This window comes from Bdellovibrio sp. SBM16, from assembly GCF_056175625.1.
The window spans coordinates 107,350-131,597 of record NZ_JBJKJG010000010.1 but is presented as its reverse complement, the minus strand read 5'-3'; the positions used below and the strand labels follow the sequence as shown (position 1 = coordinate 131,597).

General features: G+C 44.6%; 19 protein-coding genes. All 19 read right to left on the bottom strand.

Annotation, left to right across the window (positions count from 1 at the left end; all coding sequences use genetic code 11):
• Nucleotides 1-61: 61 nt before the first annotated feature.
• The 19 genes from AC04MM_RS11675 to AC04MM_RS11585 all read right to left on the bottom strand — a co-directional run bounded on the left by AC04MM_RS11675 (nucleotide 62) and on the right by AC04MM_RS11585 (nucleotide 24,192).
• Nucleotides 62-1,159 carry a hypothetical protein gene (locus AC04MM_RS11675; protein WP_475380541.1) on the bottom strand — a complete coding sequence of 366 codons (1,098 nt, stop codon included), beginning with the start codon at nucleotides 1,157-1,159 and terminating at the stop codon, nucleotides 62-64.
• Between the two features lie 2 nt (nucleotides 1,160-1,161).
• Complete coding sequence (locus tag AC04MM_RS11670; RefSeq protein ID WP_475380540.1) at nucleotides 1,162-2,991, bottom strand: hypothetical protein; 1,830 nt, start codon at nucleotides 2,989-2,991, stop codon at nucleotides 1,162-1,164.
• Between the two features lies 1 nt (nucleotide 2,992).
• Nucleotides 2,993-4,906 carry a hypothetical protein gene (locus AC04MM_RS11665; RefSeq protein ID WP_475380539.1) on the bottom strand — a complete coding sequence of 638 codons (1,914 nt, stop codon included), beginning with the start codon at nucleotides 4,904-4,906 and terminating at the stop codon, nucleotides 2,993-2,995.
• Nucleotides 4,899-6,065, bottom strand: coding sequence for a flagellar motor protein MotB (locus tag AC04MM_RS11660; RefSeq protein WP_475380538.1), 1,167 nt, complete (start codon nucleotides 6,063-6,065; stop codon nucleotides 4,899-4,901). Before AC04MM_RS11660 ends, AC04MM_RS11665 begins: the two co-directional genes overlap by 8 nt.
• 2 nt (nucleotides 6,066-6,067) lie before the next feature.
• Nucleotides 6,068-6,907, bottom strand: coding sequence for a motility protein A (locus AC04MM_RS11655; RefSeq protein WP_475380537.1), 840 nt, complete (start codon nucleotides 6,905-6,907; stop codon nucleotides 6,068-6,070).
• Between the two features lie 173 nt (nucleotides 6,908-7,080).
• A complete protein-coding gene (locus tag AC04MM_RS11650; RefSeq protein ID WP_475380536.1) occupies nucleotides 7,081-11,949 on the bottom strand; it encodes a beta strand repeat-containing protein in 4,869 nt (1,622 codons plus the stop codon).
• A gap of 195 nt (nucleotides 11,950-12,144) precedes the next feature.
• Nucleotides 12,145-12,930: a FliA/WhiG family RNA polymerase sigma factor gene (locus AC04MM_RS11645; protein WP_475380535.1), complete on the bottom strand. Its 786-nt coding sequence runs from the start codon at nucleotides 12,928-12,930 to the stop codon at nucleotides 12,145-12,147.
• A gap of 83 nt (nucleotides 12,931-13,013) precedes the next feature.
• A complete protein-coding gene (locus AC04MM_RS11640) occupies nucleotides 13,014-13,859 on the bottom strand; it encodes a MinD/ParA family protein (RefSeq protein WP_475380534.1) in 846 nt (281 codons plus the stop codon).
• A complete protein-coding gene (gene flhF / locus AC04MM_RS11635) occupies nucleotides 13,856-15,259 on the bottom strand; it encodes a flagellar biosynthesis protein FlhF (RefSeq protein ID WP_475380533.1) in 1,404 nt (467 codons plus the stop codon). Before flhF ends, AC04MM_RS11640 begins: the two co-directional genes overlap by 4 nt.
• A gap of 15 nt (nucleotides 15,260-15,274) precedes the next feature.
• Nucleotides 15,275-17,365, bottom strand: coding sequence for a flagellar biosynthesis protein FlhA (gene flhA / locus AC04MM_RS11630; RefSeq protein WP_475380532.1), 2,091 nt, complete (start codon nucleotides 17,363-17,365; stop codon nucleotides 15,275-15,277).
• 14 nt (nucleotides 17,366-17,379) lie between these two features.
• On the bottom strand, nucleotides 17,380-18,510 hold the full coding sequence (gene flhB / locus AC04MM_RS11625) for a flagellar biosynthesis protein FlhB (RefSeq protein ID WP_475380531.1): 1,131 nt from the start codon (nucleotides 18,508-18,510) through the stop codon (nucleotides 17,380-17,382).
• Between the two features lie 64 nt (nucleotides 18,511-18,574).
• A complete protein-coding gene (gene fliR, locus AC04MM_RS11620; protein WP_475380530.1) occupies nucleotides 18,575-19,360 on the bottom strand; it encodes a flagellar biosynthetic protein FliR in 786 nt (261 codons plus the stop codon).
• Nucleotides 19,360-19,635 (bottom strand): flagellar biosynthesis protein FliQ, encoded by a 276-nt coding sequence (gene fliQ, locus AC04MM_RS11615; protein WP_475380529.1) that lies wholly within the window; start codon nucleotides 19,633-19,635, stop codon nucleotides 19,360-19,362. Before fliQ ends, fliR begins: the two co-directional genes overlap by 1 nt.
• Before the next feature lie 26 nt (nucleotides 19,636-19,661).
• Complete coding sequence (gene fliP, locus AC04MM_RS11610; RefSeq protein WP_475380528.1) at nucleotides 19,662-20,408, bottom strand: flagellar type III secretion system pore protein FliP; 747 nt, start codon at nucleotides 20,406-20,408, stop codon at nucleotides 19,662-19,664.
• Nucleotides 20,405-21,061, bottom strand: a complete 657-nt coding sequence (locus tag AC04MM_RS11605; RefSeq protein WP_475380527.1) for a FliO/MopB family protein — start codon at nucleotides 21,059-21,061, stop codon at nucleotides 20,405-20,407. The genes fliP and AC04MM_RS11605 overlap by 4 nt, the downstream gene beginning before the upstream one ends.
• The gene (gene fliN, locus AC04MM_RS11600) at nucleotides 21,058-21,423 is read right to left on the bottom strand and encodes a flagellar motor switch protein FliN (RefSeq protein ID WP_475380526.1); all 366 of its coding nucleotides are present in this window, start codon (nucleotides 21,421-21,423) and stop codon (nucleotides 21,058-21,060) included. Before fliN ends, AC04MM_RS11605 begins: the two co-directional genes overlap by 4 nt.
• 26 nt (nucleotides 21,424-21,449) lie before the next feature.
• Nucleotides 21,450-22,472, bottom strand: coding sequence for a flagellar motor switch protein FliM (gene fliM, locus AC04MM_RS11595; RefSeq protein ID WP_475380525.1), 1,023 nt, complete (start codon nucleotides 22,470-22,472; stop codon nucleotides 21,450-21,452).
• A 25-nt stretch (nucleotides 22,473-22,497) separates the two neighbouring features.
• The gene (locus AC04MM_RS11590; protein WP_475380524.1) at nucleotides 22,498-23,067 is read right to left on the bottom strand and encodes a flagellar basal body-associated FliL family protein; all 570 of its coding nucleotides are present in this window, start codon (nucleotides 23,065-23,067) and stop codon (nucleotides 22,498-22,500) included.
• A 276-nt stretch (nucleotides 23,068-23,343) separates the two neighbouring features.
• Nucleotides 23,344-24,192 carry an inositol monophosphatase family protein gene (locus AC04MM_RS11585; RefSeq protein WP_475380523.1) on the bottom strand — a complete coding sequence of 283 codons (849 nt, stop codon included), beginning with the start codon at nucleotides 24,190-24,192 and terminating at the stop codon, nucleotides 23,344-23,346.
• Between the last annotated feature and the right edge of the window lie 56 nt (nucleotides 24,193-24,248).

Here is a 24,248-nt window from a genome sequence, read left to right as displayed (position 1 = left end):
TACGGCGGCAACCGGTATAGTTGCTGTCTATGCTACAGCCGACCGGTGCATTGGTAATATTCTACATATTCGGCACTTCAGTGAACGTTTCTTCATCTAAAGTGTAATACAAGCTGATCGGCGCTGTTAACAGATCAGTATCCGTAACTTTCCAGCGTACGAAAACATCTTGGTTTGCGACAAAAGTGGTTTCTATTTTTGAAGGTGATAACGAAGATGAATCATTTGTCGATGCGATCATGTTGGTTACCGTCGGTGCTACGGCCGGATTGTAGGCAATTGTAACCTGATCTTTATTTTCCTGACCTGCACCAGCCGTTAATCCTGAGATATTTCCGGCAAAGTCCATCGCCCAGACACTGATTTTATAAGTGTCTTGTACGAAACCGACGAAAGTAGAAATATCGGTTTTAACTAAATTCTGTGAGGCCTCGTCTTCAAGATCCTGCCAACAGCTATCGTCAACATCCGGCTGAATTGTATCAAAAGCCTTAACGCAGATAAATTTAATCACCGTCGTCGTATCCGAGGCTGACACCCGCGTTTCAAAGAAACTACGGTTAACCACTTTTGCCGGATTACTCACACTACCCACGCTCACAACACCAAGGGCACCTTCGGTAAGACCAAAGAAATTAATCACTGGAGCCTGACCATCGATTGTAAAAGTGCGTGCTGATTGAATTGAAATGGATTTGCCCGCGGCATTCGTCGCTGTGGCCCGCAGTAAGTACTGAGTTCCTTCAGGTTGCGCCTGCGGAATTGCCCAGTCATAAGAAGCCTGCGCTCCAGCGGTTGCCGGTAAGGCACCGGCAGCCGGTAATGTGGTCCACGTCGAACCATTGTTGGCAGAAACTTCTAATTTAACAGAGTATAAACCCGGATCGACTGCGCCTTCGACCGCTGATGTACCAGAAACGATCTGGAATTTTACTTTATAAGAGGCATTGGCTTTGTAGTATGGCCATGACGTTTCACGGTCACCTTCGGTAAAGGTGATCAGATTTAGCCCTGGCACTAAGATTTGCCCTGGATCCCATTCATCAAAATCAGAATCACCCACAGGCGTATTTGATTCCTGAATGACAGGATCAGTGATTTCAGCCTGACAACCGAATAACAAAGATAATAAAAAGCAGATCGCAAGTATCTTTTTCATAATTACCTTCCTATACACCTAACTGCATAATTGAAACTACGTTCATCCTTGCTGCGCGTGCCAGTTGTCGGATCGAATAACCATGCTTTTAAACGATCAGTTGAGTCTATTGTCGCCGTCCATTCCTGTCCGGTGGTATTTGCATTGAGGGCGTCCGGCATCACAAAACGAAGACCGTCGTGATTGGCCACCATGTAATCGTAAATAGTAGGAATACGCCAAGCCACTTTTGGTGTTGATGAACGGCTTAGACCGGCTTTACCGCCGTTATCGATATCCGGGTCAGTGCTGGAAAATCCGACCGCATCTTCACAGGCACTGATCGGGCTTGTGGTTTGATTTTGATAGAAAGAATTATCACAAATATCATTCGGGTCATCTTCATTGAAATTTCCGGCGATGATATTTGATTCTGTACTGTTAGAACTTCCAGAGGCTTTACACCAGTTTAATCCGCTGGACACAACCGAACTCCACATTAAACCTGTTGATTGATCTTGCCATACCTCGCGGCCTTTGCCCGCCGATGCATTACCGGTACGGGTTACAAGACGCCAAACACCTTCACCGTTATGTCCCTTTTGACGGCCATCCCACGTTGCATTGGCACCGAAGACCACTGCACAATCAGCGATTCTTGCGCCGATATTTGCCTGCGCGGTACCGCAGGTTGTTGCACCCCAGCCGGTACGGTTTACCAGTGATACTTGTGTCGTTAAATTGTAGGCATCATCACTTGAACTGATACGCGGCACCGGATGATAATCACTCGGAAGCGCCGTTGCTGAAACTGCTGAGTAAGTTGTAGTCTCTGAAGTATATGAAATAACGTTCACCGTAGTCGACGTTGTACGCGACATACCTGAACCCCAGGCCGTAAGAACTCCCGTAAATGTACCGTTGATACCGAAAATTGTTTCGCCAAGTTTGATATTGGCTGCAGATAAATTTGTTTCAACTACGTTTTTAGGCTGGGCGAACCAGCAGCTACCTACGTTATTAGAAGTACAAAGTACGTTTCTGCCGCCGAATTCAGTTGTATAGACATATTGATCCGGATCACCGTCAACAAAACACGAAGCCCCGTTGTAACCCAAGCTGCAGGAATTACCGTTACGGATGTACGTATTCGGCTGTCCGGTCCAGCATGAGGTACCATTTGTGCCGGCATCAATCGGGCACGCGGCTGTTCTTCCGCCGTACTGTGACGTGTACCAGTATTTATTTGCAGCCACTACGCAGGCCGTATTGATTATACCTTCAGTCGTACAGTTGGCTACGGTCAATGTATCTGTAATAATATAGCGACCGGTAGCCGGCAACCAGCACGGCGCACTTAATACAGTTTCTTCCACACAGATGTTGCCGCGGCCACCGTAGGATTCTTCATAAACGTACTGTCCGGTTGAGGCTTCACATGAATTTAAAATTTTGCCCTCGCCATCGACCTGGCCAGGGGCAGTACATAACGGGTAAACTATGCCCGTGACGTCACCGGTTACTCCGAAGATCGTCGTGCCGACGGTAATGTTAGTAGATAATAAATCAGAATCAACCACAGTTGCGGTATTACCCTCGTACCAACCGGTCGGGAAAGTACGTGATAATGATCCATTCGCTGTCGTTTGGTTAGCTCCCAAAGTTGAACGTCCGCCGTAGGCTGCATCGTAAACGAAATGGTTCGGCATAACCACGCATGGCTCAGTCGTTGTAGCAACACCTTCTGCACACTCAGTCATTTCAGCTAATGATGATTCATCAATCTGGAATTTAGAACATCCAAAGAACGTAAACATTAAGGCGGTAGATAAAAGTAATATATTAATTTTCATATTACCTACCCACACATCTGAAAGCTGAAGTTAATGTACGCGCTTTTGTCGAATGCACACCTTGTGCTCCGTTGTAAATCCACGCACGTGAACGAATAGAAGAAGAAAGTGTCGCTGTCCACTCGTCCAGGTTTCCGTTTGCGCCGATATCGGCCAGAACGAAACGTAAACCGTTAGAATCAGCTACTTCATAATCATACAGAGTTGGTAAACGCCAAGCTACTTTTGGCGACGTACCCGAACCGGCCAAGTTCATTCCGACTTTACCGGCATTATCAATTGCGGCATCAGTGGTCGTAAAACCAGTGCCTTCGAAACAACCGCTGATCGCTGTTGTTTGATTTTGATAAGTTGCTGAATCACAGATACTTGATGGATCGGCTTCTTTGATACCGGCAGATACGTTAGTTGCATTACTGCTACCCGCTGCACGACACCAGTTTACCGCAGTTCCGATCACTGAACTCCATAATAATCCCGTGCGTTCATCACGCCAGACTTCGCGGGCTTTATTTCCAGATTTAGCACCCGAACGGCTCACTAAATTCCAGATTCCCTGACCGGCATTTCCTTTAAGGGTACCGTTCCATCTGGCATTTGCGCCGAACACATCACTGCAATCTTCGATACGGTCGATCACGGTAGCTTGTGTAAGGCCACACGTAGTTGTGCCCCAACCGCTACGATCTACAGTTTCAACATTTAAGTTTGAAGTATCATAACCGTCATCATCAGTCGCAATTTTAGGAACCGAACGATACCCAGCCGGTAAGTTTGGTAAAGAACCATTGGCCGCGTATGTACCTGCTTCGGCCGCTGAACCGATTTGTGACGTGTCGATATTACGGTGGGCACCAGATCCCCAGTCACCGTTACCTGAGTAAGAACCTACGATCCCGAAGATCGAAACGTTTTTAGCGATTTTATCAGAAACTAAATTTGCATCTAAAGTCTGCTTGGTACTGCCGGTCACAAAACAGTCACCCGAAAGATTGTTCGTACATTCTGCCGCGCGTCCGCCGTATTCATCGTTATAAACATAACGACCCGGCAGCGTATCACAGGCTACAGTATTTAAGTTATTGTCAACACAAGTGCTGCCGCTGGCAGAGGTCGTAATATAATAACCGGTTGGTTCTAACCAGCAAGCATTAGAATTAAATCCGATCGTACATAACAGGTCACGTCCACCGTAAGGATCGTTATACCAGTAAGTTGTGGCATTACCACGGCACGCTACACCTTGCTGACCTTGCACGGCACACGCCGCTTCACCGCCACCACCTGCCGGTAAGCTGGTAGTGATACGATAGCCGTTAGCATCAACCCAGCACGGCTGAGTGTTGGTTGTGGCCTGACCTTCATTTGTACAGTCTAATGAACGACCGCCGAACGCTGTCGTATAAAAATAATCATCACGGGCCGCCGAACAATCTACCGAACGTAAACCGCCGCCACTTACTAAAATACAGGCTGCTTCTGCGGCCGTTACAACGACACCGACGGTACCGAATAAATTGACCGTATCCGCAATAACACCCGATGCGATGTTAGAATCTGCAAAGTTAACCGTACCACCGTTACCGCCACCGATATCATACCAACCGGTCGGGATAACTACGCTCGCAGCACCGTTGGCTGCATTGATAGTCGTTGAAGCAGCAGTGTAACGGCCGCCGTACTGATCATCGTAGACAAAGTGTCCCGCCGTACGGTTAATGCAAAGTACGGTGGTCGCTGATGTGCCATTTAAAACGTTCACGCAATCCAACTGCTCTTGGGCCTCCGACAATTCTTCTTCTGAAGCATTGTTCGAACAAGCCGATGTCACCGCCAATAAAAGGCAGATGGCAGAAATTTTTAACTTCTGCCAAAGCGGTGATTTTAATGAAAGAATGGTTCTTTCGTTACTCAAGCGTTATTTTACCCTTTTCGTCTACACTAAAACGGACTTCTCTGGTCTTGTCTGTTTTTGATAAAGTTATTACAGGAAATTTAAAGTTTTCGGTTACCGTGATAACGTTTGTTTGCACTTCTGCAGGTGCATCATTACCGTTTGAGTTGTAAAGTGTAACTTTGATTTTGTACTGGCCTGGATGAAGTTTAGGTGTTTTCCACATCTCTAAACCCGGGCCGTAACGGCTGTCGATCTCGAATTGACCATCAATGCCGCCATAGCTTTTCTTTTTAAAGTTGAATTTTTTATTGTTGGTATCCACGATTTCTAAATCGATATCGTGCTTTTCAGATGCCCACGTTGTAGAGATCATTAAGAAGTTATTCGGATTTTCAACAACCTTTTTATCTTCTTTCGGAACCATGTCTTTCATTTTTTCGACAAGCTCTTTTTGTTTTTGCTTGGTTTTTTCTAACTCTTCTTTGATCTTTTGGTTTTCAAAAGTAATCGACTGAATCGTTACGCTGTTTTCTTTGATAGATGCAATCTGACGCTTTTGTTCTTCAACTTTAGCCGTCTGCTCTTTTTCAATCGTTTGCTGCTCTTCCATACGTTTTTGCAGCTCAGCGATTTTCTGCTCTAGCATTTTCTTTTCAGTTTCAGAAACAGTAAGATCTTTTTTCTTTTCGATTTCTTCCTGAGACTTTTGTAAGTCTTTGGCCATTTGTTTATTTTTATCTAAAAGCTTTTCGATCATTTCATCCGGAGACGCTTTTTCTAATTCAACAGCACTGATCGCACCGCCAAAAGCCTCTTGCGAGATTTTTTTCATCTGTTCTTCCATCTGACCTTTAGATGTCGTAGAAGACATAGTGTATAACAGAACGAAAAGACCGAATAATAAGGTCATCATGTCGGCGTACGATACTAACCAACCCATCTCTGTGCCATGACTGCCACCCGCACCGTGTGCACCGGCACCGCCATGACCGCCGCCGAAGTGAATTTCGTCATGGCCCTCGTGATGACCATGGCCACCTTCATGCACTTCGAATTTCGGCTTCGGATCAAATTCAAAGCCCGATGAAGTATCAGCTTCAGCTGCTTGCATAGCTTCTGCTGATTCTACCGAAATCCGGCTTTGTTCGTCTGAAGGTTTGTTATCATCGTAATTCATAATTAAGCTGCTTTATCCTGTGAGCTTTTTTTGCCTTTATAAACCGGGATAGCGCCACCGTTAGCCAATTGTCTGAATTTATGTTTAAGCGCAATACGTTGCGGAGCTGACAGACGCGAAACAACTGTTTCGGTTACAACTTTTTCCGGGTGACCTTTTTTAATTAAGATCACGGCTTCAACGATCATGTTACGAATATACATTTCATCTTCAGCAGCTTTCGTTGCTGAATCTGATAATGGTAAAAAGATAAAGTTATTTAAAAAGATACCCCAAAGAGTGGCTGTTAAGGCCACCGCCATGGCGCTACCGATGGTTTCGATACCGCCCTTACCTAAGCCCATCATCATCTGGATCATACCGGCCGAAGCTCCAAGTAGACCTAAATGCGGAGGGTACTTGGCAATATTATTTAAAACTTTGGCATCTTCGAAATATTTTCTGGCAACCGCTTCACGGCGCGCGTTTAAAATATGCGTAACATCAGATGCGGAGATATCGCCTTCATTTAAAATTCTGAATGAGTCGTTTACAAAGGGGTGATTCGACGAGTTTTGATACCAGCTTCCGTTGTACCAGTTTTTAACTGTGACAAGTAAATCTTCGATCATTGCAGTTTCTTTTTTTGTTTTCTTAAAAAAGAATCCGTTTTTTACGAAGTTCCAAACCTCAGAAATTTTTTCTATTGAATAAGAAAACAGTGTGATGGCAACTGTTCCACCTATAACAAGAATAATGGCATGCGAGTTGAGTAACATGCCTGGCGCACTTAAACCGTGAACGATACCAAAGTATACGACCACAGCACATGCGACAACACCCAGTAATACCGATGAATTCATAGAGAATCTCCCCTAGTTGCTTATCGGTGTTATCTCAATTTAATAAACCGACCAAAGTTGGTTATATTGTCGACAGATTTTTTTTTGCTCCAATTTCATGGGTCTTAGATCGAGACAATGGGACTAGGTTATTTTTTATTTAAAAACTAAGGTAGAGGATTTGGACAAAAGTCTTAGTATGCGACACCGGTGGCGACGAATTCCCAAAGAGCTGGGTCGGTGTGAATTTGCGATGTGCAATTGTCGCGGGAAGAAATATACAACTCATACGATGTCGTTGTGCTGATATCAACGTACGCCATAACTGAAGCAGTTTGAAAATCACCAGTTGCAGCAGGAAACATCGTATATTTCACAACCGAGTCACCCGTTGTGCGAATGCCGAAATTAGCACGGCACGATGTCGTTGTGGTAATACCCATACCTTCTATTTTCCAGCGCCCGGGAGGTAGTGTGAGGGAATATCCAGCACTTACTCTTTGCCCGGATGCTGTTGAACTGTTCGCGACGAGCGTACCGGTTTTTGCTACAATCACTTGTTTCCAGGCCGCATTACCGTTCGCATCAGATGCAAGCACACGTCCGGCAGCCTGGTTACCGTCAGTTAATCTCATTGTGCCGCTCACATGCAAGGATGCGCTTGGTGCCGCCGTACCAAAACCGACTTTTCCTGACCAAATAAATTCATTGGCGTTCACATCAAAATAGCCGCGTAGATCATTGGCATCTGTTTCAACTAAAGCAATTATACCATCACTTTCTAACGACATTCCGAATTCATACGGCGCATATAGACCGTACGTGCCCATAGAGGTAATCGCAGATCGGTATGGGTAAATCATATACTCTGAGCTAGTTCCGATCGATTCACCAATACCGTAGTTTTTGTTTAAATCAATGTTACCGCTAGCAATACTAAATTTTTCAGTTGGTGTTGTTGTACCGATACCGACGTTGCCAGACGAGCTGATGATCATTCGTGGCGTCAACCCCTGTGTTGATGCACCTGAAGTATAAAAGTATAATTCTCCGTCTATCCAAGAATCTGAATTAGCTGTGCCTGTAGGCGATCGAGAGCCAATCGCTGCTGTTGCAGTTTTGAAAGGCGTCACACCGGATTCAGCTTTTGCAAACGTTAACATTGGTGTCCAACCACCAGCCGTGACATCGTCATTGTATAACGTCATACCTGGAATTAATGGATCGGTAGTTCCCGAATTAGAAACAGAATACGTGATTCCAAGGTTTGGAGTTGCTGCCCCGCCAGGACGAGTGGCGTTTAAGTAAAGTGATGCGCCTCCGTGTGTAGTACGCCAATCAGATCCTACAAATAATTTTCCGGTAGGCGCTGTCGTGCCGATACCGACGTTTCCACTATTCAAAATTGTCATAACTGTATTTGCATCCGTAGATTCATCTCCCAATGTTCCTGTTTGAAACTGGATAGCCGGATTTGTTGCAATCCCACCACTGCCGCGGCCATGTAATGAAAGATTCACCGGAGAATAAAGTTTTAATCCTTGACGTACATTTGACGATGCCATTCGAGAACCAATAGTACCACCTTGTGATAATCCCGTACCAGCTCCTGTTGCGATAGCAGGGTTGTACGTGTTATTTGTTGCACTCGCTGCAACTGAAAATTTTTCAGTCGGCGTAGTTGTTCCCACACCAACATTACCACCCTTTAAAATAACAAACCGATCTGTAACACCCGACTCTGTTATTTTGAAATTACGGCTTGAATCTATATGTGCATGCCAAGCATCTTCAGTTCCATCCGAACTCCACCAATAACCATTATTCAACCCTTCAGCCATTACCCGACCATTTACATTTAACTTCATTGTAGGACTACTGGTACCGATACCGACATTGCCTTTAACATACATATTTGATGTATATCCCGCCGTTACCCAAAACGTATCTTCGGCATTTAATCCATTGCGGCCTAAAAAGTGATAAGCGTTCGTATCGTTATAATGAACTTCTGACTCAAAACCCCTGTGAGATTGCCCGTAGAACCCACCTAATCTTGATTTAAAACTCGTAATGGGTGAACCATTTAACTCATCTGTACTGTGAAGAACATACCCCATAATCGTATTCGAGGTTCCAGCTGAGTCTTTCGTATTTGTCATTTGAATTCGAAAAAGGCCGTTATCAAAAGGAACAGAGTTTCCAGAGTTTGTGACACTGCGAACAGTATTAAATAAATTAGCCCCACTGCTGTTAACTTTTAAATTTCCTGCGACCTCTAACCTGGCAGTTGGAGCACTCGTTCCTATACCGACATTTCCGGTACTGGTTATTCGCAATCTCTCTGGTGTATTGCCAGGTGCCGCGGTGGTGGAGCCGGTACCGAAAGATATTCCATATAAGTTATCATCACCGTTGAACTGCAGATAACCCATCCAGGTTGAATCAACTTTTTGTTGAATGCGCGACGCTGCAGAAAACCAAGTTGTGCCCGAAACAGTTCGCAGATGACGAACATCTAAATAATTAATATTACCGTTTTGCCCTGCCCAGCGCTGCATTTCCACGACATCACCTTGATTTTGCCCGAGGGCAGTCGTACTCACCAAACCGTACGATGAAATGATTGAACCTGAAACTGCCACGTTACCATCCACATTTAGCGCGCCGGCAATACCGGCACCGCCGTTAACAATCAACGCCCCAGTGGATGAATTTGTTGAAGCTGTAGTGGCTGACACAATCACACTCCCTGCTCCAGAGTTAGGGTACAAAGTAATATTGCCCGATGAATTTGAAATCGTATTCGTCCCATCAAAAGCTCCCGGCGCTGCCACTGTGGCAATAACCCGACGGGAATTCGTGCTATCGGTAATATAATAATAACTTCCGTCATATTCGATCGCGCCATTTTCAGGAGACGCCAGCAGCGGGCCCGTAGTTAATTTGACCGGCGCGGTTGTGGAAGTGCCCGCTTTAACATGTAAGGCCGCTGTGGGTACGGTGGCACCGATACCGACATTGCCCGAATCAGAAATTCGTACGCGCTCAGAGTTAGTTGTAGAACCAGATGCTGTAGTCCAAAATGATATAAAAGAACCCCGACTTGTCGGTGTAAAAATATTATTAGCTTTAAATTGTATCGCAGCAGCAGAGCCTGGGCCAAATGAGCTCCCATCATGGCCGCCAGCCGAAATGCTACCAAGTGTGTCGTTAGCTAAAACGCCTGTCGGGTTATTGATTGTTCCCCGAGATCTGAACATTTCCATATTTGGTTGTGTTCCAAACGATGTTCCGCTGTATTGTAAACGTATGATTTTATCACTAGACTCTGATCTTAAATCAAGTCTTGCTGTTGGATTACTCACCCCTATACCGACATTGCCGATATCATAAAAAATCGTCGAAGCACTGGTTGTCCACTGCGAACTGGTAATAGCGGCAAAGCTTGCTGCAGTTGTTGTCGATAAACTTGCAACCGTCGAGGTAAGGGTTGTTACACTGACTGCATTAGCTGGTGCAAAACCTAATGCAGCATTAACTGCGGCGCTAGTTGCTTCTAGTTTATTAGAAAAATTTAAATAATCAGAATGAGAAATCAATCCCGCCGTAGTTGTAGCTTGTGAAGCAAAAGGAATATTTAATGTGTGTACACCATTAGCAGTATTGAATAGCGGTGCTACACCAGACGAGCCAGTAGCAAAAGTCTGTGTGTTACTGGCCGAACCGTTTAACAAGGTTAAACCCGAACCCGACACTCCAAAAGCTGACCAAGTTACTCCGTTACAGTATTCAACAGCACCACCGTTATAACGAAGTGTTCCGGCCAAAGCAGTTGTACAACCTGCCGATTCTAATCCGATGCGCACACCCCCCGACACATCCAGAGTTGTTACGGGTGTTGTAATACCTATCCCTAAGCTACCTGAGCCAGTCAATGTCATAAGACTTACTAATGTTGTACTCGCAGCTGGAGATCGTTGAAAATTAAAATTGTCACCGTTACCGTTTAAACCAAAGCTAAATGAAGGTTTCGTCGAATCAATCTGCATAGCCCCAGATGCCGTTAATATGCGGTTCCATTGTAGAAAACCACCACCGATATTACTGCTCAAACGAACGCGAGCGACACCGGAGCCAACATTACCCACATACAAATTACCGGTAACGTTTGCACCAGTCGATAATCCTGCAGGTGCCTCAGGCCAGCCACCCACATCCAGCAGAGTCACTGGAGTACTGGTTCCAATACCCACACTGCCTGAATTATAATAAATGCCGGTGCCGCTGGTAACCCACTGCGAACTCGTAACTGCCGCAAAACTTGCAGCTACACTGGATTGTAAACTTGAAACATCACCGGTCAGCGAGGCGACCGTGCTTGATACTGAAAACACCGTTGCCGACACATCATTTAAACCCGAAGCGACGGATGTAAAACTCGTTGCAGCTGCAGGGGTATAACCAAGAGCTGTAATCACAGAACTTGAAGTAACACTACCACCAGTTGCAGTAATACAAGTAAATCCTGCGCCGTTATAGTGCATAGCCTCACCCGGATCACAGATCTCTAAACTGGCTACCTGAACAAAATCAGTTACATCACGACCGTTAAATTTTAATGAGTCATTGGCATACATTGCATACGGTACCGCATTTATAGTCATGGCCGGTAATGTTTGCCAACCACCGCCGTCATTAAACTGCATAACGATACGACGGGTATCATTGGCCTGTGGCGAATAGGTTCCAGGGCCACCGGCATTACAGGTGAGTGAGGCCGTGCTGTTAGAAAAGACTTGTTCAAACGTGCTGCCACTGACCGGAAAAGTACGCACTCCTGAACCGAGCGAAAATGAAACAAAGCCTGCACTTGAACCCATATTAACGGCTGAAAAAGTTTCGGTGTAGAGAATACAGCTACTTGATGGATCTAAAATGGTAAATTGAAAATTGACATTAGAGGCTTCGAGTGGATAACCATCCGGTTTAACAATACGCGCTTGATAGGTCGTACGCGATGGGGCAGCAAATGCAGCCATCGCGTTTAACAGTATAAACACGCATATAATCACAACTTGAAAGCTCGTCGTTCTGACCTTATTCACTCTTAACTTGTCGGATTTTTTGACGATTTTATGAAGATTGTGGACGCAAAATTAAAATCAATTTGCGTCATTCAAAATGACAAAGATCTCTGATCAGCGGGAGTTGTTTCAGAACGAAACAACTCTTACAATTAACTGGACTTTGGCCAATTAAATCGCTTCTAATTCGCCGGCTTCAATCGAAGCTGCAAGCTTTGCACGTAAGCGTAACACCGCCTGCGCATGCAGCTGAGATACACGCGACTCAGTCACGCGTAAAACTTGCCCGATCTCTTTTAAGTTCAGATCTTCGAAGTAGTATAATGATAACACCAACCGCTGGCGCTCTGGCAGATCTTCGATGGCTTTGGCAACAACATCTTTAACGACTTTGACGTTTAATTGGTTAAACGGATTATGCGATTTTGCACCCTCTAGTAGATTCACGATAGATTTTTTATCCGAATCGCTGAAAGAAGGCTGGTCATCAATAGAAAGAAGACTTACCGGGCGCACCTGATTGATTAAATCATGAAACTCTTCGATCGGCATATTTAAACGACCTGAGATTTCTTCGTCGGTCGGCGCGCGGCCTAATTCTGATTCTAAAGCCGTGATTGTTCTTTCTAAGGCTTTAGACTTATCACGCACAGAACGCGGGATCCAATCCTGCGAACGTAATTCATCTAAGATGGCGCCACGGATACGGAATTCAGCGTAAGTTTTAAATTTGTTATCACGGGTCGGATCCCATTTATCAATGGCATCCATTAAACCGATTGCACCTGCAGAAATTAAATCATCGATATCAATATTCGGCGGAAGGCGTACGGCAATTTTTTGCGCTACGAAGCGAATTAACGGGGCATACTCTTTGATAAGCTCTTCTTTTTGCTCGCGCTTGATTTTTTTTGGCTCATCTTTAGCGTATTTTTTAAGTAAGCTTGCTTTAGACATTTAGTTTTTACCCCTCGTAACGTAACACATTTAGTTTACCGAAAAATCTTATGTTTTCGATAGTCCAATAATTAAATCCTGACCTAAGCATGACCTGTGGCTGGTCTGAAAATCGCAGCTAAGCCACTAGTCGTTTGGCTGGTTGGCTCACCAACCTGCCCCAAATGCGCTGAAAATGAGTTATGCGCCCCACCCAGTGCTGATTCGGCTAACACTTCGACAGCCATCTGCCTGAAAATCTGTGCAGACGGTGACGTTGAACTTTGTTTCATAATGGTACGCTGCTGTTGCTGCACCTTCTGCAGGTTTTCATCAAATGGCAACGAACCCAGCAGGCTTAAGCGCACCGATAAAAATCTTTCTACAACTTCGGCAAACTTGATGAACAACTGCTCGCCGCGCATACCCTTCATCTGATTGCACACCACTTTAAAATTCTGCAATTTATATTTCTGGTGTAAAACCTTAATCATCGCATAGGCATCGGCAAAACTTGACGGATCTTGCGTCAGTACAATAATGCACTCGTCAGCAACTGCGTTTAAATGTAAAACGTGTTCGTAAATACCCGACGAGGTATCAATAATGGCGTAGTCATAAGAAAACTGCAGATCCTGCACCTGGTTGATCAACTCACGTCTTTGAAAAGCATTTAAGTGAGTTAATTCTACCAGACCGCTGCCACCGGCGATCAGGTCTAAGTTTTTAAACAACGGTGTAATACATTCTTTGATCGATCTGCCCTGTAAGACATCACCTAAGTGATGCATCGGGCGCACACCAAAATGAATATCAATATTTGCTAAGCCCAGATCGCCGTCGATCATTAAGACACGTTTACCTTGTTCTGCGATGGCCAAACCTAAATTGCAAGACAAGGTTGTTTTACCGACGCCGCCTTTGCCTGAACTGATTGCGATAATTCTCATAAATTAATTCCTGCGTCTGTGCGCGCACCGGTAATGTTTAAAATTAAATCCAGAACGCGTTCTGCAGTCGCGCGCTCGAAGTCCTCCGGTGTGCGTGAGCCAATTCCGAAAGCAAATAACGGAGCTTGGGTTTTTTGGGTTAAGTTATAGATATTACCGTGCATCGAAGCTTCGTCTAAAGATGTAAAAATCACATCCGAAACATTCAATACCTGGTAACGTTTGTAAACCTCTGATAAATCCGCATCTTTAGCCGTAGCCGATAACACTAAGTGCGTGCGGACAGATTCGGTCGTCGGCGGCATCATTTTCTTGATATAACGAAGCTCGTCCGACGCTTTTAAATTCAACGAAGCAAAGTCAACCAGCACATGATCAACCTGGTTTAAGTAAGGAATAATCTTAAACCAGTCGGCTTCGGAGCGGATCGAAATAAAAGGCAGATTTAAAATCTGTGCGAAGATCTTCATCTGTTCATCGGCGCCGATTTTAATGGTGTCAGTCGAAATCAAAGCCACGCGCTTTTTGTGATTTAACACCAAGTCGCTTGCGTATTTAATCATCGTCGATGTTTTACCTGAGCCTGATGGACCCATAAACAAATGAAACTGCTCAAAGTTTTCCTGAGCTACCGAAATAGATTTTAAAATATAGCGGGCGATATACGCTTCTACGACGGCTTTGTTATTCTGCTTATCCGGAGTAATCTGGGTTTGTGCCTGAATTAAAATTTCGGCTGCAACTTCCGGCAATAACCCTCTATGCGTCAGTGTACTAAAATGCGAACTTAAATTATAGTTCACACCGTACTCTGCACCCGGGTGAGCCTGTACAAAGCCCTGCGGCATTTGTTTAAACTGGCCTAAAAGGTTTTTTAACTGGTCGATCTCTGACTTTAACTGGTCAACTTCCAGGTTGTTGAAAGTAGCTTGAGCCTGCTGGGTCAGTTTAGGAGTTGGATTATATTTTGACGGCGTTGTGCCGTTGTAACGGGCTACCGCTTCTACCGGCGCCTGAGCCGCTTCTTCATCACGATCGATATCAACATAGCGTCGCTGAGTCATCGTCGGAGGAAAAACCGGCTTTTTACGGTGCTCTTCGGCCTGCATCATTTTTAATCTTGATTCGATGGATTTTTGCATCGTCTCTTTTTGCGTCTTAGCGGGCGCTTTAGAAAAACTTTCTTTTAAATGCGCCGGCATTTTTGATTCTACGTATTTTTTTTGCTGCAGCACACTTTCAGAGTAGGCGGCAGTGATCTCAATCGACTTTTCACCGCCTAAACCAAAACCCTTAGTCACTTCACGTGCTGACAGGATAACGGCATCAGGCCCTAACTGAGTTTTTACTAACTCTAGGGCTTCTTTCATTGATCTGGCTTCGAACTTTTTAACCTGCATTTGCTATCCTTTTCCTTATGAAGCTAAACCGACAGACGCGACTGACTGCACTTGCGCTTCTGGAGCGACTTCACTGTGCGAAAGCACAATCAATTGCGGAATAAATCGCGATAATAATTTAAATAAATGACGGCGAACCGTAGGGCTTGTTAACAAGATCGGCTGCCCTGCGATTTCAGGGTGGGTTTCGATCTGCTGTGCGATGTTTGAAATCATTTTCGATGCTGATTGCGGATCCATCACCAGCTGTACTCCCTGCTCAGTTTGCAGTAGTGCGTTTGAAACCATTTCTTCTAAACGCGGGTCTAATGTCATCACCGACATTGCACCGTCTTCAGAGATATATTTGGCCGTGATTGAGCGCGATAGCTGTTTACGAACAGCTTCTGTTAATAAATCAAGATCTTTTGTTCTTGCGCCTTCGTCAGCCAGAGTTTCAAAGATCGTGTATAAGTCGCGCACGGAAACCTGCTCTTTAAGAAGGTTCTGCATAACTTTAACCACACCGCCAAGTGATAATGTATCTGGAATAAGATCTTCGACCACTTTCGGGTGAGTTTTCTTGAAATTATCGATAAGCGTCGATGCTTCCTGACGGCCAAGTAATTCAAATGCATGTGTGCGGATCATTTCCGTTAAGTGCGTTGCAATGACAGTCGGAAGATCAACTACTGTATAACCAGCCATCTCAGCTGTTTCTTTATTGTTCTGGCTAACCCATAGAGCATCTAAACCAAACGCAGGCTCTTTTGTAGGTATGCCGTCAACTTTAGCCGTCACATTTCCCGGATCCATTGCCATTAACATATCCGGCTTAAGGTGACCGCCGCCGACTTTATTACCCTTAATCATAAAACGGTATTCACCCGGCGCTAACGATAAATTATCGCGGATGTGAATGCTCGGAACTAAAATCCCCATATCAAGAGCAAACTGTTTTCTGATTGAAGTAATACGCTCCAGTAAATCGCCGGCTTTCGTTGAATCAACAACTTTGATTAAGCCATAGCCCACTTCGAGCTCAAGCATATCCACAGGCTGAACTGCATCGACAGCTTCTTTCTTCGGAGCAGATAGTTCCAGATCGGCTTTTCTTTTTTCTTCTTGCACCTGTTCAATTTTATACTGCGATAAAATCCACGCAAAACCGGCCAAGAATAAACCCATGCCGATAAACGGTAAGGTCGGAAGCCCCGGAATAATCGCCAGCGCCCCGAACACTCCCGCAGATGCATAGATCGGTTTGGGATTATTTAATAACTGACCGGTCACTTCATTACCCATGTTTTGGTCAGAACCAGAGCGGGTTACGATAATACCGGCTGCGGTAGAGATAATTAAAGCCGGAATCTGCGCAAGTAAACCGTCACCGATTGTTAGCATAGTGTAGTTCTTGGCCGCCGTTGATAAATCTAAATTCATCTGCAGAACGCCGATTAAGAGACCACCGATAATGTTAACTATTGTGATGATAATACCGGCGATAGCGTCACCGCGCACAAACTTCGAAGCACCGTCCATCGCTCCGTAGAAATCGGCTTCGCGCTCGATCTCTTTACGGCGGCGTTTGGCTTCGACTTCGTTAATAACACCGGCATTTAATTCGGCATCGATGGCCATCTGTTTACCTGGCATCGCATCTAATGTGAAACGAGCCGCAACTTCCGCCACGCGCCCAGAACCCTTGGTGATAACAACGAAGTTGATAACAACTAAGATGATGAAGACAACTAGCCCAATGACATAACTGTCACCGACGACCACGCTGGCAAAGGCGTGGATAACAGCGCCGGCTGCTTTTTCACCCTCATGACCATGCGCTAAGATTAAACGCGTTGTCGCAACATTTAAGGCTAACCGAAACAGCGTCGTCATTAACAGTAACGACGGGAATGAGGTAAAATCCAGCGCCGAGGTTGTGTAGATCGAGGTTAATAAAATGAGTACTGATATACCTAACGAGATCGTTAAACCGAAATCCAGCAAAATCGCCGGCAGCGGGATAATCATCACACCAAGTACGATAAGGATGGCGATCGCCACGAACAGGTCAGTGTTCTTGGTGTACTTATCAAACCTTTTAACAAACTGAAAAATATCATTCATCTGCTAATCCCTTTTTATACTCTTGGTCCATGGTTATTTTGTGAGGACTGCGGGCGCTGAGCTGTCCCCTGGGTTCTACGCGCTTTACGTTTACGTTTAAGTCTGAAGACATAAGATAAAACCTCGGCCACCGCGACAAACAGTTCACGCGGAATCACCTGGCCCACTTTCATCGTTTTGAAGATCGTGCGGGCTAACGGTTTATTTTCGATCACAGGAATATTATGCTGGCGGGCCAAATCTTTAATTTTTTCGGCCATAAAGTCTGCACCCTTACCGATTAATTGTGGTGCCGGTAATTTATCAGAATAGCGCAAGGCCACGGCGATATGCGTAGGGTTGGTGATGATCACATCGGCCTTCGGGATATTTTGCATCATTTTGCGCTGTGAAACTTCACGCTGGATTTTACGGATACGAGCTTTAATCATCGGATCCCCCTCGTGAGATTTGTGTTCTTCTTTGATTTCCTGCTTAGACATCATCATTTCTTTTTCTAATTGCCAGCGTTGAAAGAAATAATCCGCAACTGCGATCACCATCATAAAAATGCCGGTACCCATTAATAACTTAAACATCACGCGCCCTAAGTACGCGAACTGTTCTTCAATAGAGTAAGACGACAGAACCGGGATCTGATTAATTTCAGATTTTAAAAGTAAATACATTGTCCATATGACAACGATCATTTTAAGAATAGATTTTACTAACTCGCCGACACCTTTCATCGAAAAGATCCGGCCAATGGCTGATAACGGATTTAAACGGCCTAAGTTCATGCTTAAGGCATCTTCGACCTGTAAAAATCCTGTTTGCATTAAATTTGAAGCCACACCGATAACCATTGCGGCAAACATGATCGGCGCAAGCAAGAAAACCAGTTTCCCGCCGACAAACCATAGTAGATCTGCGAACTGACCGGCTTTGGCGTATTTAAGCATCGAAGCACCAAAGCTTACGTTGAATACTTCGACGATATTAGTGAAGAAAAAACGAGACATCGCATATAACAGACCCGCGGCCGCTAAAAAGATCAGCGCCGTTCCCAGTTCTCTGGTCATTGCCACTTGCCCACGCTTGCGGAACTCCGCTCGTCGGGCGTCCGTGGCCTGTTCTGTTTTGTCGTCTTGACCTTCTTCAGCCATTCTTGGCTACCATCCTTGGCTATCTTCTTCTGACATCCTGTCAGGAGATTTATTTTTAGCCCTGTTAAAGCATTTTTATAAACTTAAATAACTCTGCCGTTGATACATCTAACAACCCGTTAAGTTGTAAAACCATCAGCGGAAGACTAATAAACAAAATCGCAAAACCCAGTAAGATCGTGACCGATGCTGCCGTCATTAACACATTAATCTGCGGGACTGCACGGCTTAAGATTCCCACACCTACTTGCACAACCAGCATCGAAATCATAACCGGAGCTGCAATCTTGATACCGAATACAAAAAATTCCTGCGCGTATTTTGCGACTTCAAAATAACCCAGAGACTTGATCGTCGTCGTTGATAACTGAACCATGGTAAAGCTTTCGGTCAATCCCTGGATCATGTAATGGTGACCGTTTAAGCCCATGTATAGTAAGGTCGCAAGAGCCACAAAGAACTGCTCCATCACGTTACCCATCGAACCCATCATCGGGTTAAACATCTGCGCCTGGCCTAAACCCATCGAAACCGAAATGAGTTCGCCCGCCATACCGATGGCAAAAAAGAAAACGCGGGTTGCAAAACCCAGCGAAATACCGACAAAAATCTCTTTTGCCGCCAATGTAATAATCGAATCCTGCAAGTCATTTAACTGCACTAACACCGTGTTGTCCGCAACCGTATTAAAAACAGTCATGGTTAACACCAAAGAAAGCAAAACTTTTAACGGAACTGAAACGTTTTGTGAATTCAAAATCGCAGCCGTAAATACAAAGCCCGACATACGGAGCAGAATAAGTCCGAATGCGATCAGTTGAATTTCGTTCAGCTGCGATACTGAAAACATTAACGATCCCTCACAATGCTGGCCATGTTATCAAAAAGATTTACCGTGTAATTTTTCATTACATCCATCATCCATGGACCGGCCAGTACAAGTACTATTGCAATGACAACCATCTTAGGAACAAAGGTCAGCGTATTTTCATTAATTTGCGTTAAAGCCTGAAAAATACTGATAACTAGACCAATGACGAGTGTGCTCAACAGCAGCGGTGCTGAAAGCATCGCCATTGTCTTCAGGGCATCCTGGCCTAATTGTAAAATAATGTCTTCACCCATCTATAAACCTTTCACAGGCCTTTGGCCTAGCCGAAACTCTTAACCATTGAACCAATTAACAGCGTCCAGCCATCGACCATAACAAATAACATGATCTTAAACGGCAATGCGATCACTGCCGGCGGAACCATCATCATACCCATCGACATCAGCACACTCGCGGCCAGAATATCGATAATTAAAAACGGTAAAAAGATAATAAAGCCGATCATAAAAGCGGTTTTAAGTTCAGAGATAATAAAAGCCGGGATCAACACCAGTGTCGGCACATCAGCGCGGGTTTTAGGCTGTTCAACTTTAGAGAGTTTTAAAAATAACGCCAAATCCTGGTCACGTGTCTGTGAAAACATAAAACGGCGCAGCGGTGTAACCGCGTTATCAAAGGCCACATCCTGCGAAATCGTTCCCGCTAAATACGGCTGTAATGATTTTTGGTTGATCTCTGTGATTGCCGGGCTCATCACGAAAAATGTGATAAATAGACTTAAACCGACTAATAGCTGATTCGGTGGCAATTGCTGCACACCCATCGCTTGGCGCAGAAAAGATAACACAATCAGGATACGGGTAAAACCCGTCATCATGATTAAAATCGCCGGCGCTAAAGTTAATACCGTCATGACAAGCACAAGCTTGATGGCGTTTACAACTTCGCCTGGATTTTGCGTCGTCTTAAATCCTAAATTCACCGTCGGTAAAGTTACCTGCGCAAATGCAAAAACCCCTACGAACAATGAAAGAAAGAATGCAACGACCGATAAGCGCTTAATCATTGAAAATTCCTCATAGATTTAAGTTTTTGCGAAACATTTGATTTAATTCCGGCAAACGAAAAGTCGTCCTCAACTTCGCCGGCTAACTCAGTAAGTTCTTTTGTCTGTACGATCTGTTCACCGCCGCCCGCAGCCATAGTAGCCGCAAAGCTTTGTGATGGTAATTCAGCAGGTACTTCGTCATCAATTAACGATAATGATTTAATCATTGAAATGTTCTGGTCAGTCACACCGATTAAGATCGATTCGCCGGCTACACGGATAATTGCCAGTGATTTTTTCGCGCCTAAGTGGTGCTGTGTCAGAACTTTGATTTCCATCTGCGATTTATTGATTTTATTCGAGAAAGCGTACTTTCTCGCCATATAAAATCCGACACCGCCCATACCTACTAAAACAAATAAAGTTAAAAATAACTTACCAGTTTGCGAAGTTTTCTCCTGATTTGTCGCGGCTTTTTCAAGCTTTAACGGAATTTCATTTTCTGGAGTAGCTTTAGTAATAGCCTGCGCCAAAGCCTGGGCTTCAGTTGCTGCAGCCGCTGATTCTACTGCCGCTGCGGTTACTGCCACATTCTCTTCGGCAGCTTGTGCCAAGCTTGCGAACGCTACTGATAAAACAACCAATACCGATAAAATTACTTTTTGCATCATTTTAACTGCTCGATTCTTTCTGTCGGGCTGATGATATCCGTCAAACGGACACCGAATTTTTCATTCACCACTACGGCCTCGCCGCGGGCAATTAATTTTTCATTCACTAAAACTTCCATTGGCTCACCGGCTAATTTCATTAGCTCGATCACTGAACCCTGGGTTAAGTTAAGTAATTCGCTTACCGGCATTTTTGTACGGCCAAGCTCCACAGTAACTTTTAACGGAATATCTAAAATTAAATTCAGATTTCTGTCTTTTGTAGCGTTACCGGCTGAGCTGCCTCCGCCACCTGCGGAACTCCCGCCCAGCTCTTGTTCTTCGAGCTGTTCTAGTACTTTATCCATTGGATCGTTGCTCATGTTGTATTTCCTCCGTGTTTAATTTTCTATTTCTCAATTTGTCGCGTGACCTGAACCGCCACTGTTCCGTGGTGAATGCCGTAGTAACCTTTGAATTTCTTTACGTCTTCTACCTGAATATCCAATTCACCTGATGAATCCTGGGTTAACGGGATTACATCTCCTACTTTTAAATCCATCATGTCTTTTAACTGGATCTGAGTTTCACCAAGGTTTACTTTGATATCGACAACAGTATCCAATAATTGTTCTTTGATAATCACGGTCCAAAGTTTTTTATCTGTCTGATCCGACTCGACCTGGAAGCCCGTTGAAAGCTTCTGTTTAATCGGCTCGATCGTCGCATAAGGGATAACAATTGAAACCGTACCGTTGATATTTTCTAATTCGACGTCAAAAGTAGAAGCAATAACCACGTCCGTCGGAGGCACGATACCTACGAACTGCGGATTGATCTCGGTACGCTGGAACGAACAACCGATCACCTCAATAGTTGACCAAGCCTGTTCAAGATCGCCAATCGCAAGCTCTACGACTTTTTTTACGATCTGTAACTCAATCGGCGTAAACTCTTTACCGTCCAACTTAGAGTACGGACGGTCAGAACCGCCGAAAAATGAATCTACCAGCGCGTAGGCCAGTTTAGCTTCGATCACGAATAAAGCAGATCCACGTAAGTTATTAAAACGCAAGACGCTCATGCACGTTGGAATCGGGAGGGTGTTGATGAACTCACCGAATTTAATAAACTCTGTTGATGTTAAGGTGATCGAGGCAATTTTTCTCAATGCTGAAGATAAAGAAACACGAAACGCACGCATGAACTTCTCGTAGATAACTTCCAGCTGCGGAAGGCGGCCACGGATAATACGGTCTTGCGACGTTAAGTCATAGGCGATAACGTTTTTATCTTTTGGTCCGGCAGCTACGCCACCACCATTAGATCCGCCGCCGCCACCAGAAGAACCGGAATCAGAAGTACCTAGGTCACCGTCAGAAACTGCGGCTAACAGGGCATCTACTTCACTTTGCGATAGAATTTGATTCATCCTGATCTTCTCCTAATAAAATTAACTAGTTATAAATAATCTCTGTGAAGAACACGTTGGTAATCTTACCTTTCGATAAGAACGTGTTAATGTTGTCTTTAATTTCGTTTCTTAAGAAGTCTTTGCCGTCTTTAGTAGACACTTCTTCATACGACTTGCTTGATAGGATAATAATAATAAAATCGCGGATTTGTGCTTTGCGGGTATCAATTTCAGCGATGATATTGCCATCACCTTCTTTGTTACCTTTAACTTCTAATTCCATGTTAACTTTTAAAACTTTACGCCCTTTAGAACCGGCTAAATTAACGACGAATGTTTCAAGAGGAATAACTTTTCCGATCTCGGTTTCTTTAATGGCATCTTCTTTTAATTTAGTTTTTTCTTCGCCCGCCACTACATGGTCAATCGTTGGCTTTTCAGCTTCCATCTTACGGCCTTTCCAAACCATAAAACCCACACCTAAAACGACTAACATGTTTACAACCACCAGGCCGATTAAGACCATAGGCTTTTGTCCTGCTTTTTTGGCTGCATCGCCGGCCTGTGCTGCATCTGTCTTTACTGCTTTTTCTTCAGCCACGTTTTCCTCCATGAAAACTTCTTTTACCAATATCATGACAAAGCAACGCCAATGCCAAATCGACCTTTGTCGAATGACAAAGCGACACCACGGATGTTGGTCGAGCAACCCTGGCATACCGTCAAAAATATTACATTTGAGGAGTTAAATTATTGTGACACAACTTTGGTCTCGGCAAAAAAGATCCAAAACAATGGCGGAGTCCAGTTAGTTTTTTGACGAAGCTCTGACGGCAGAAAGCCGTCAAAAAAGGCCAGACAGGAAGCCGAACCAGCGCGGCGGCCAAAATTATTTAGAAATAATCGGCTGAATTTCCTGAACGAATTTCCCGACGATGGTCGAGTTGCCGGCAATGCTCGATTTCTTAAACGGATCGTAGTTTTCACCTTCAAACGTAACAACTACTCCGCCCGCTTCTTTTACGAGTAACAAGCCTGCAGCCGAATCCCACGGTTTTAGATTTTTTTCCCAGTAAAGATCAAAAACGCCGGCCGCAATCAATGCTAAATCATACGCCGCAGCCCCGGGTCTACGAATCGCTTGCGCCTTCCATACCACGTCTTCAAAGATCTTTAATTGCTCGGATAAAATCTCACGTTTTTCATTCACAAAGCCGGTCGACATAAAGGCCTGTTCGAAGTTTTCGGTCTTGGAAACCTGCAGCTTTTCACGTGTGCCGTTCGGTTGCAGGCAATAGGCGCCATGCCCGCGGATCGCGGTGAAAGTTTGATTTAACATCGGCATATCAATAATCGCGATTTCGATCTCGCCGTTAACTTCCAGCGCCAGCGAAATACAGAAAATCGGAAACTTATGCACGAAATTCGTCGTGCCATCTAAAGGATCCAAAATCCAGCGCGGGCGCGGAGAAGCGCTAAACTGCTCTTTGCCTTCAAGGTAAGCTGTTTCTTCTCCTAAAAAATCGAAATCGGGAAATGACTTGGCCAGCATCCCTTTAATCAGCGCTTCGCTCTCGCGATCGGCCTCGCTGACAAGCCCTGCGGCCTTATCTTTTTCTTCGACGTTGTTTATTTTACCAAAATACCCCAATAAACAGGCTCTGCCGGCTAAAACAGCCTTCATAGCTTCGTTATAGATTTCTTTTGATCGTACTGAGTCAAAACTAGACTTTCCCATAGATTCCGCCTGTTGATAAGATGTAAGCTATACCTAAAATTGACAGGAAGCAATTT

Excerpts from the sequence above, each read along its gene's own strand:
- AC04MM_RS11675 (WP_475380541.1), bottom strand. The coding sequence starts at position 1,159 with ATGAAAAAGATACTTGCGATCTGCTTTTTATTATCTTTGTTATTCGGT.
- AC04MM_RS11670 (WP_475380540.1), bottom strand. The coding sequence starts at position 2,991 with ATGAAAATTAATATATTACTTTTATCTACCGCCTTAATGTTTACGTTC.
- AC04MM_RS11660 (WP_475380538.1), bottom strand. The coding sequence starts at position 6,065 with ATGAATTACGATGATAACAAACCTTCAGACGAACAAAGCCGGATTTCG.
- AC04MM_RS11655 (WP_475380537.1), bottom strand. The coding sequence starts at position 6,907 with ATGAATTCATCGGTATTACTGGGTGTTGTCGCATGTGCTGTGGTCGTA.
- AC04MM_RS11645 (WP_475380535.1), bottom strand. The coding sequence starts at position 12,930 with ATGTCTAAAGCAAGCTTACTTAAAAAATACGCTAAAGATGAGCCAAAA.
- AC04MM_RS11640 (WP_475380534.1), bottom strand. The coding sequence starts at position 13,859 with ATGAGAATTATCGCAATCAGTTCAGGCAAAGGCGGCGTCGGTAAAACA.
- flhF (WP_475380533.1), bottom strand. The coding sequence starts at position 15,259 with ATGCAGGTTAAAAAGTTCGAAGCCAGATCAATGAAAGAAGCCCTAGAG.
- flhA (WP_475380532.1), bottom strand. The coding sequence starts at position 17,365 with ATGAATGATATTTTTCAGTTTGTTAAAAGGTTTGATAAGTACACCAAG.
- flhB (WP_475380531.1), bottom strand. The coding sequence starts at position 18,510 with ATGGCTGAAGAAGGTCAAGACGACAAAACAGAACAGGCCACGGACGCC.
- fliR (WP_475380530.1), bottom strand. The coding sequence starts at position 19,360 with ATGTTTTCAGTATCGCAGCTGAACGAAATTCAACTGATCGCATTCGGA.
- fliQ (WP_475380529.1), bottom strand. The coding sequence starts at position 19,635 with ATGGGTGAAGACATTATTTTACAATTAGGCCAGGATGCCCTGAAGACA.
- fliP (WP_475380528.1), bottom strand. The coding sequence starts at position 20,408 with ATGATTAAGCGCTTATCGGTCGTTGCATTCTTTCTTTCATTGTTCGTA.
- AC04MM_RS11605 (WP_475380527.1), bottom strand. The coding sequence starts at position 21,061 with ATGATGCAAAAAGTAATTTTATCGGTATTGGTTGTTTTATCAGTAGCG.
- fliN (WP_475380526.1), bottom strand. The coding sequence starts at position 21,423 with ATGAGCAACGATCCAATGGATAAAGTACTAGAACAGCTCGAAGAACAA.
- fliM (WP_475380525.1), bottom strand. The coding sequence starts at position 22,472 with ATGAATCAAATTCTATCGCAAAGTGAAGTAGATGCCCTGTTAGCCGCA.
- AC04MM_RS11590 (WP_475380524.1), bottom strand. The coding sequence starts at position 23,067 with ATGGAGGAAAACGTGGCTGAAGAAAAAGCAGTAAAGACAGATGCAGCA.
- AC04MM_RS11585 (WP_475380523.1), bottom strand. The coding sequence starts at position 24,192 with ATGGGAAAGTCTAGTTTTGACTCAGTACGATCAAAAGAAATCTATAAC.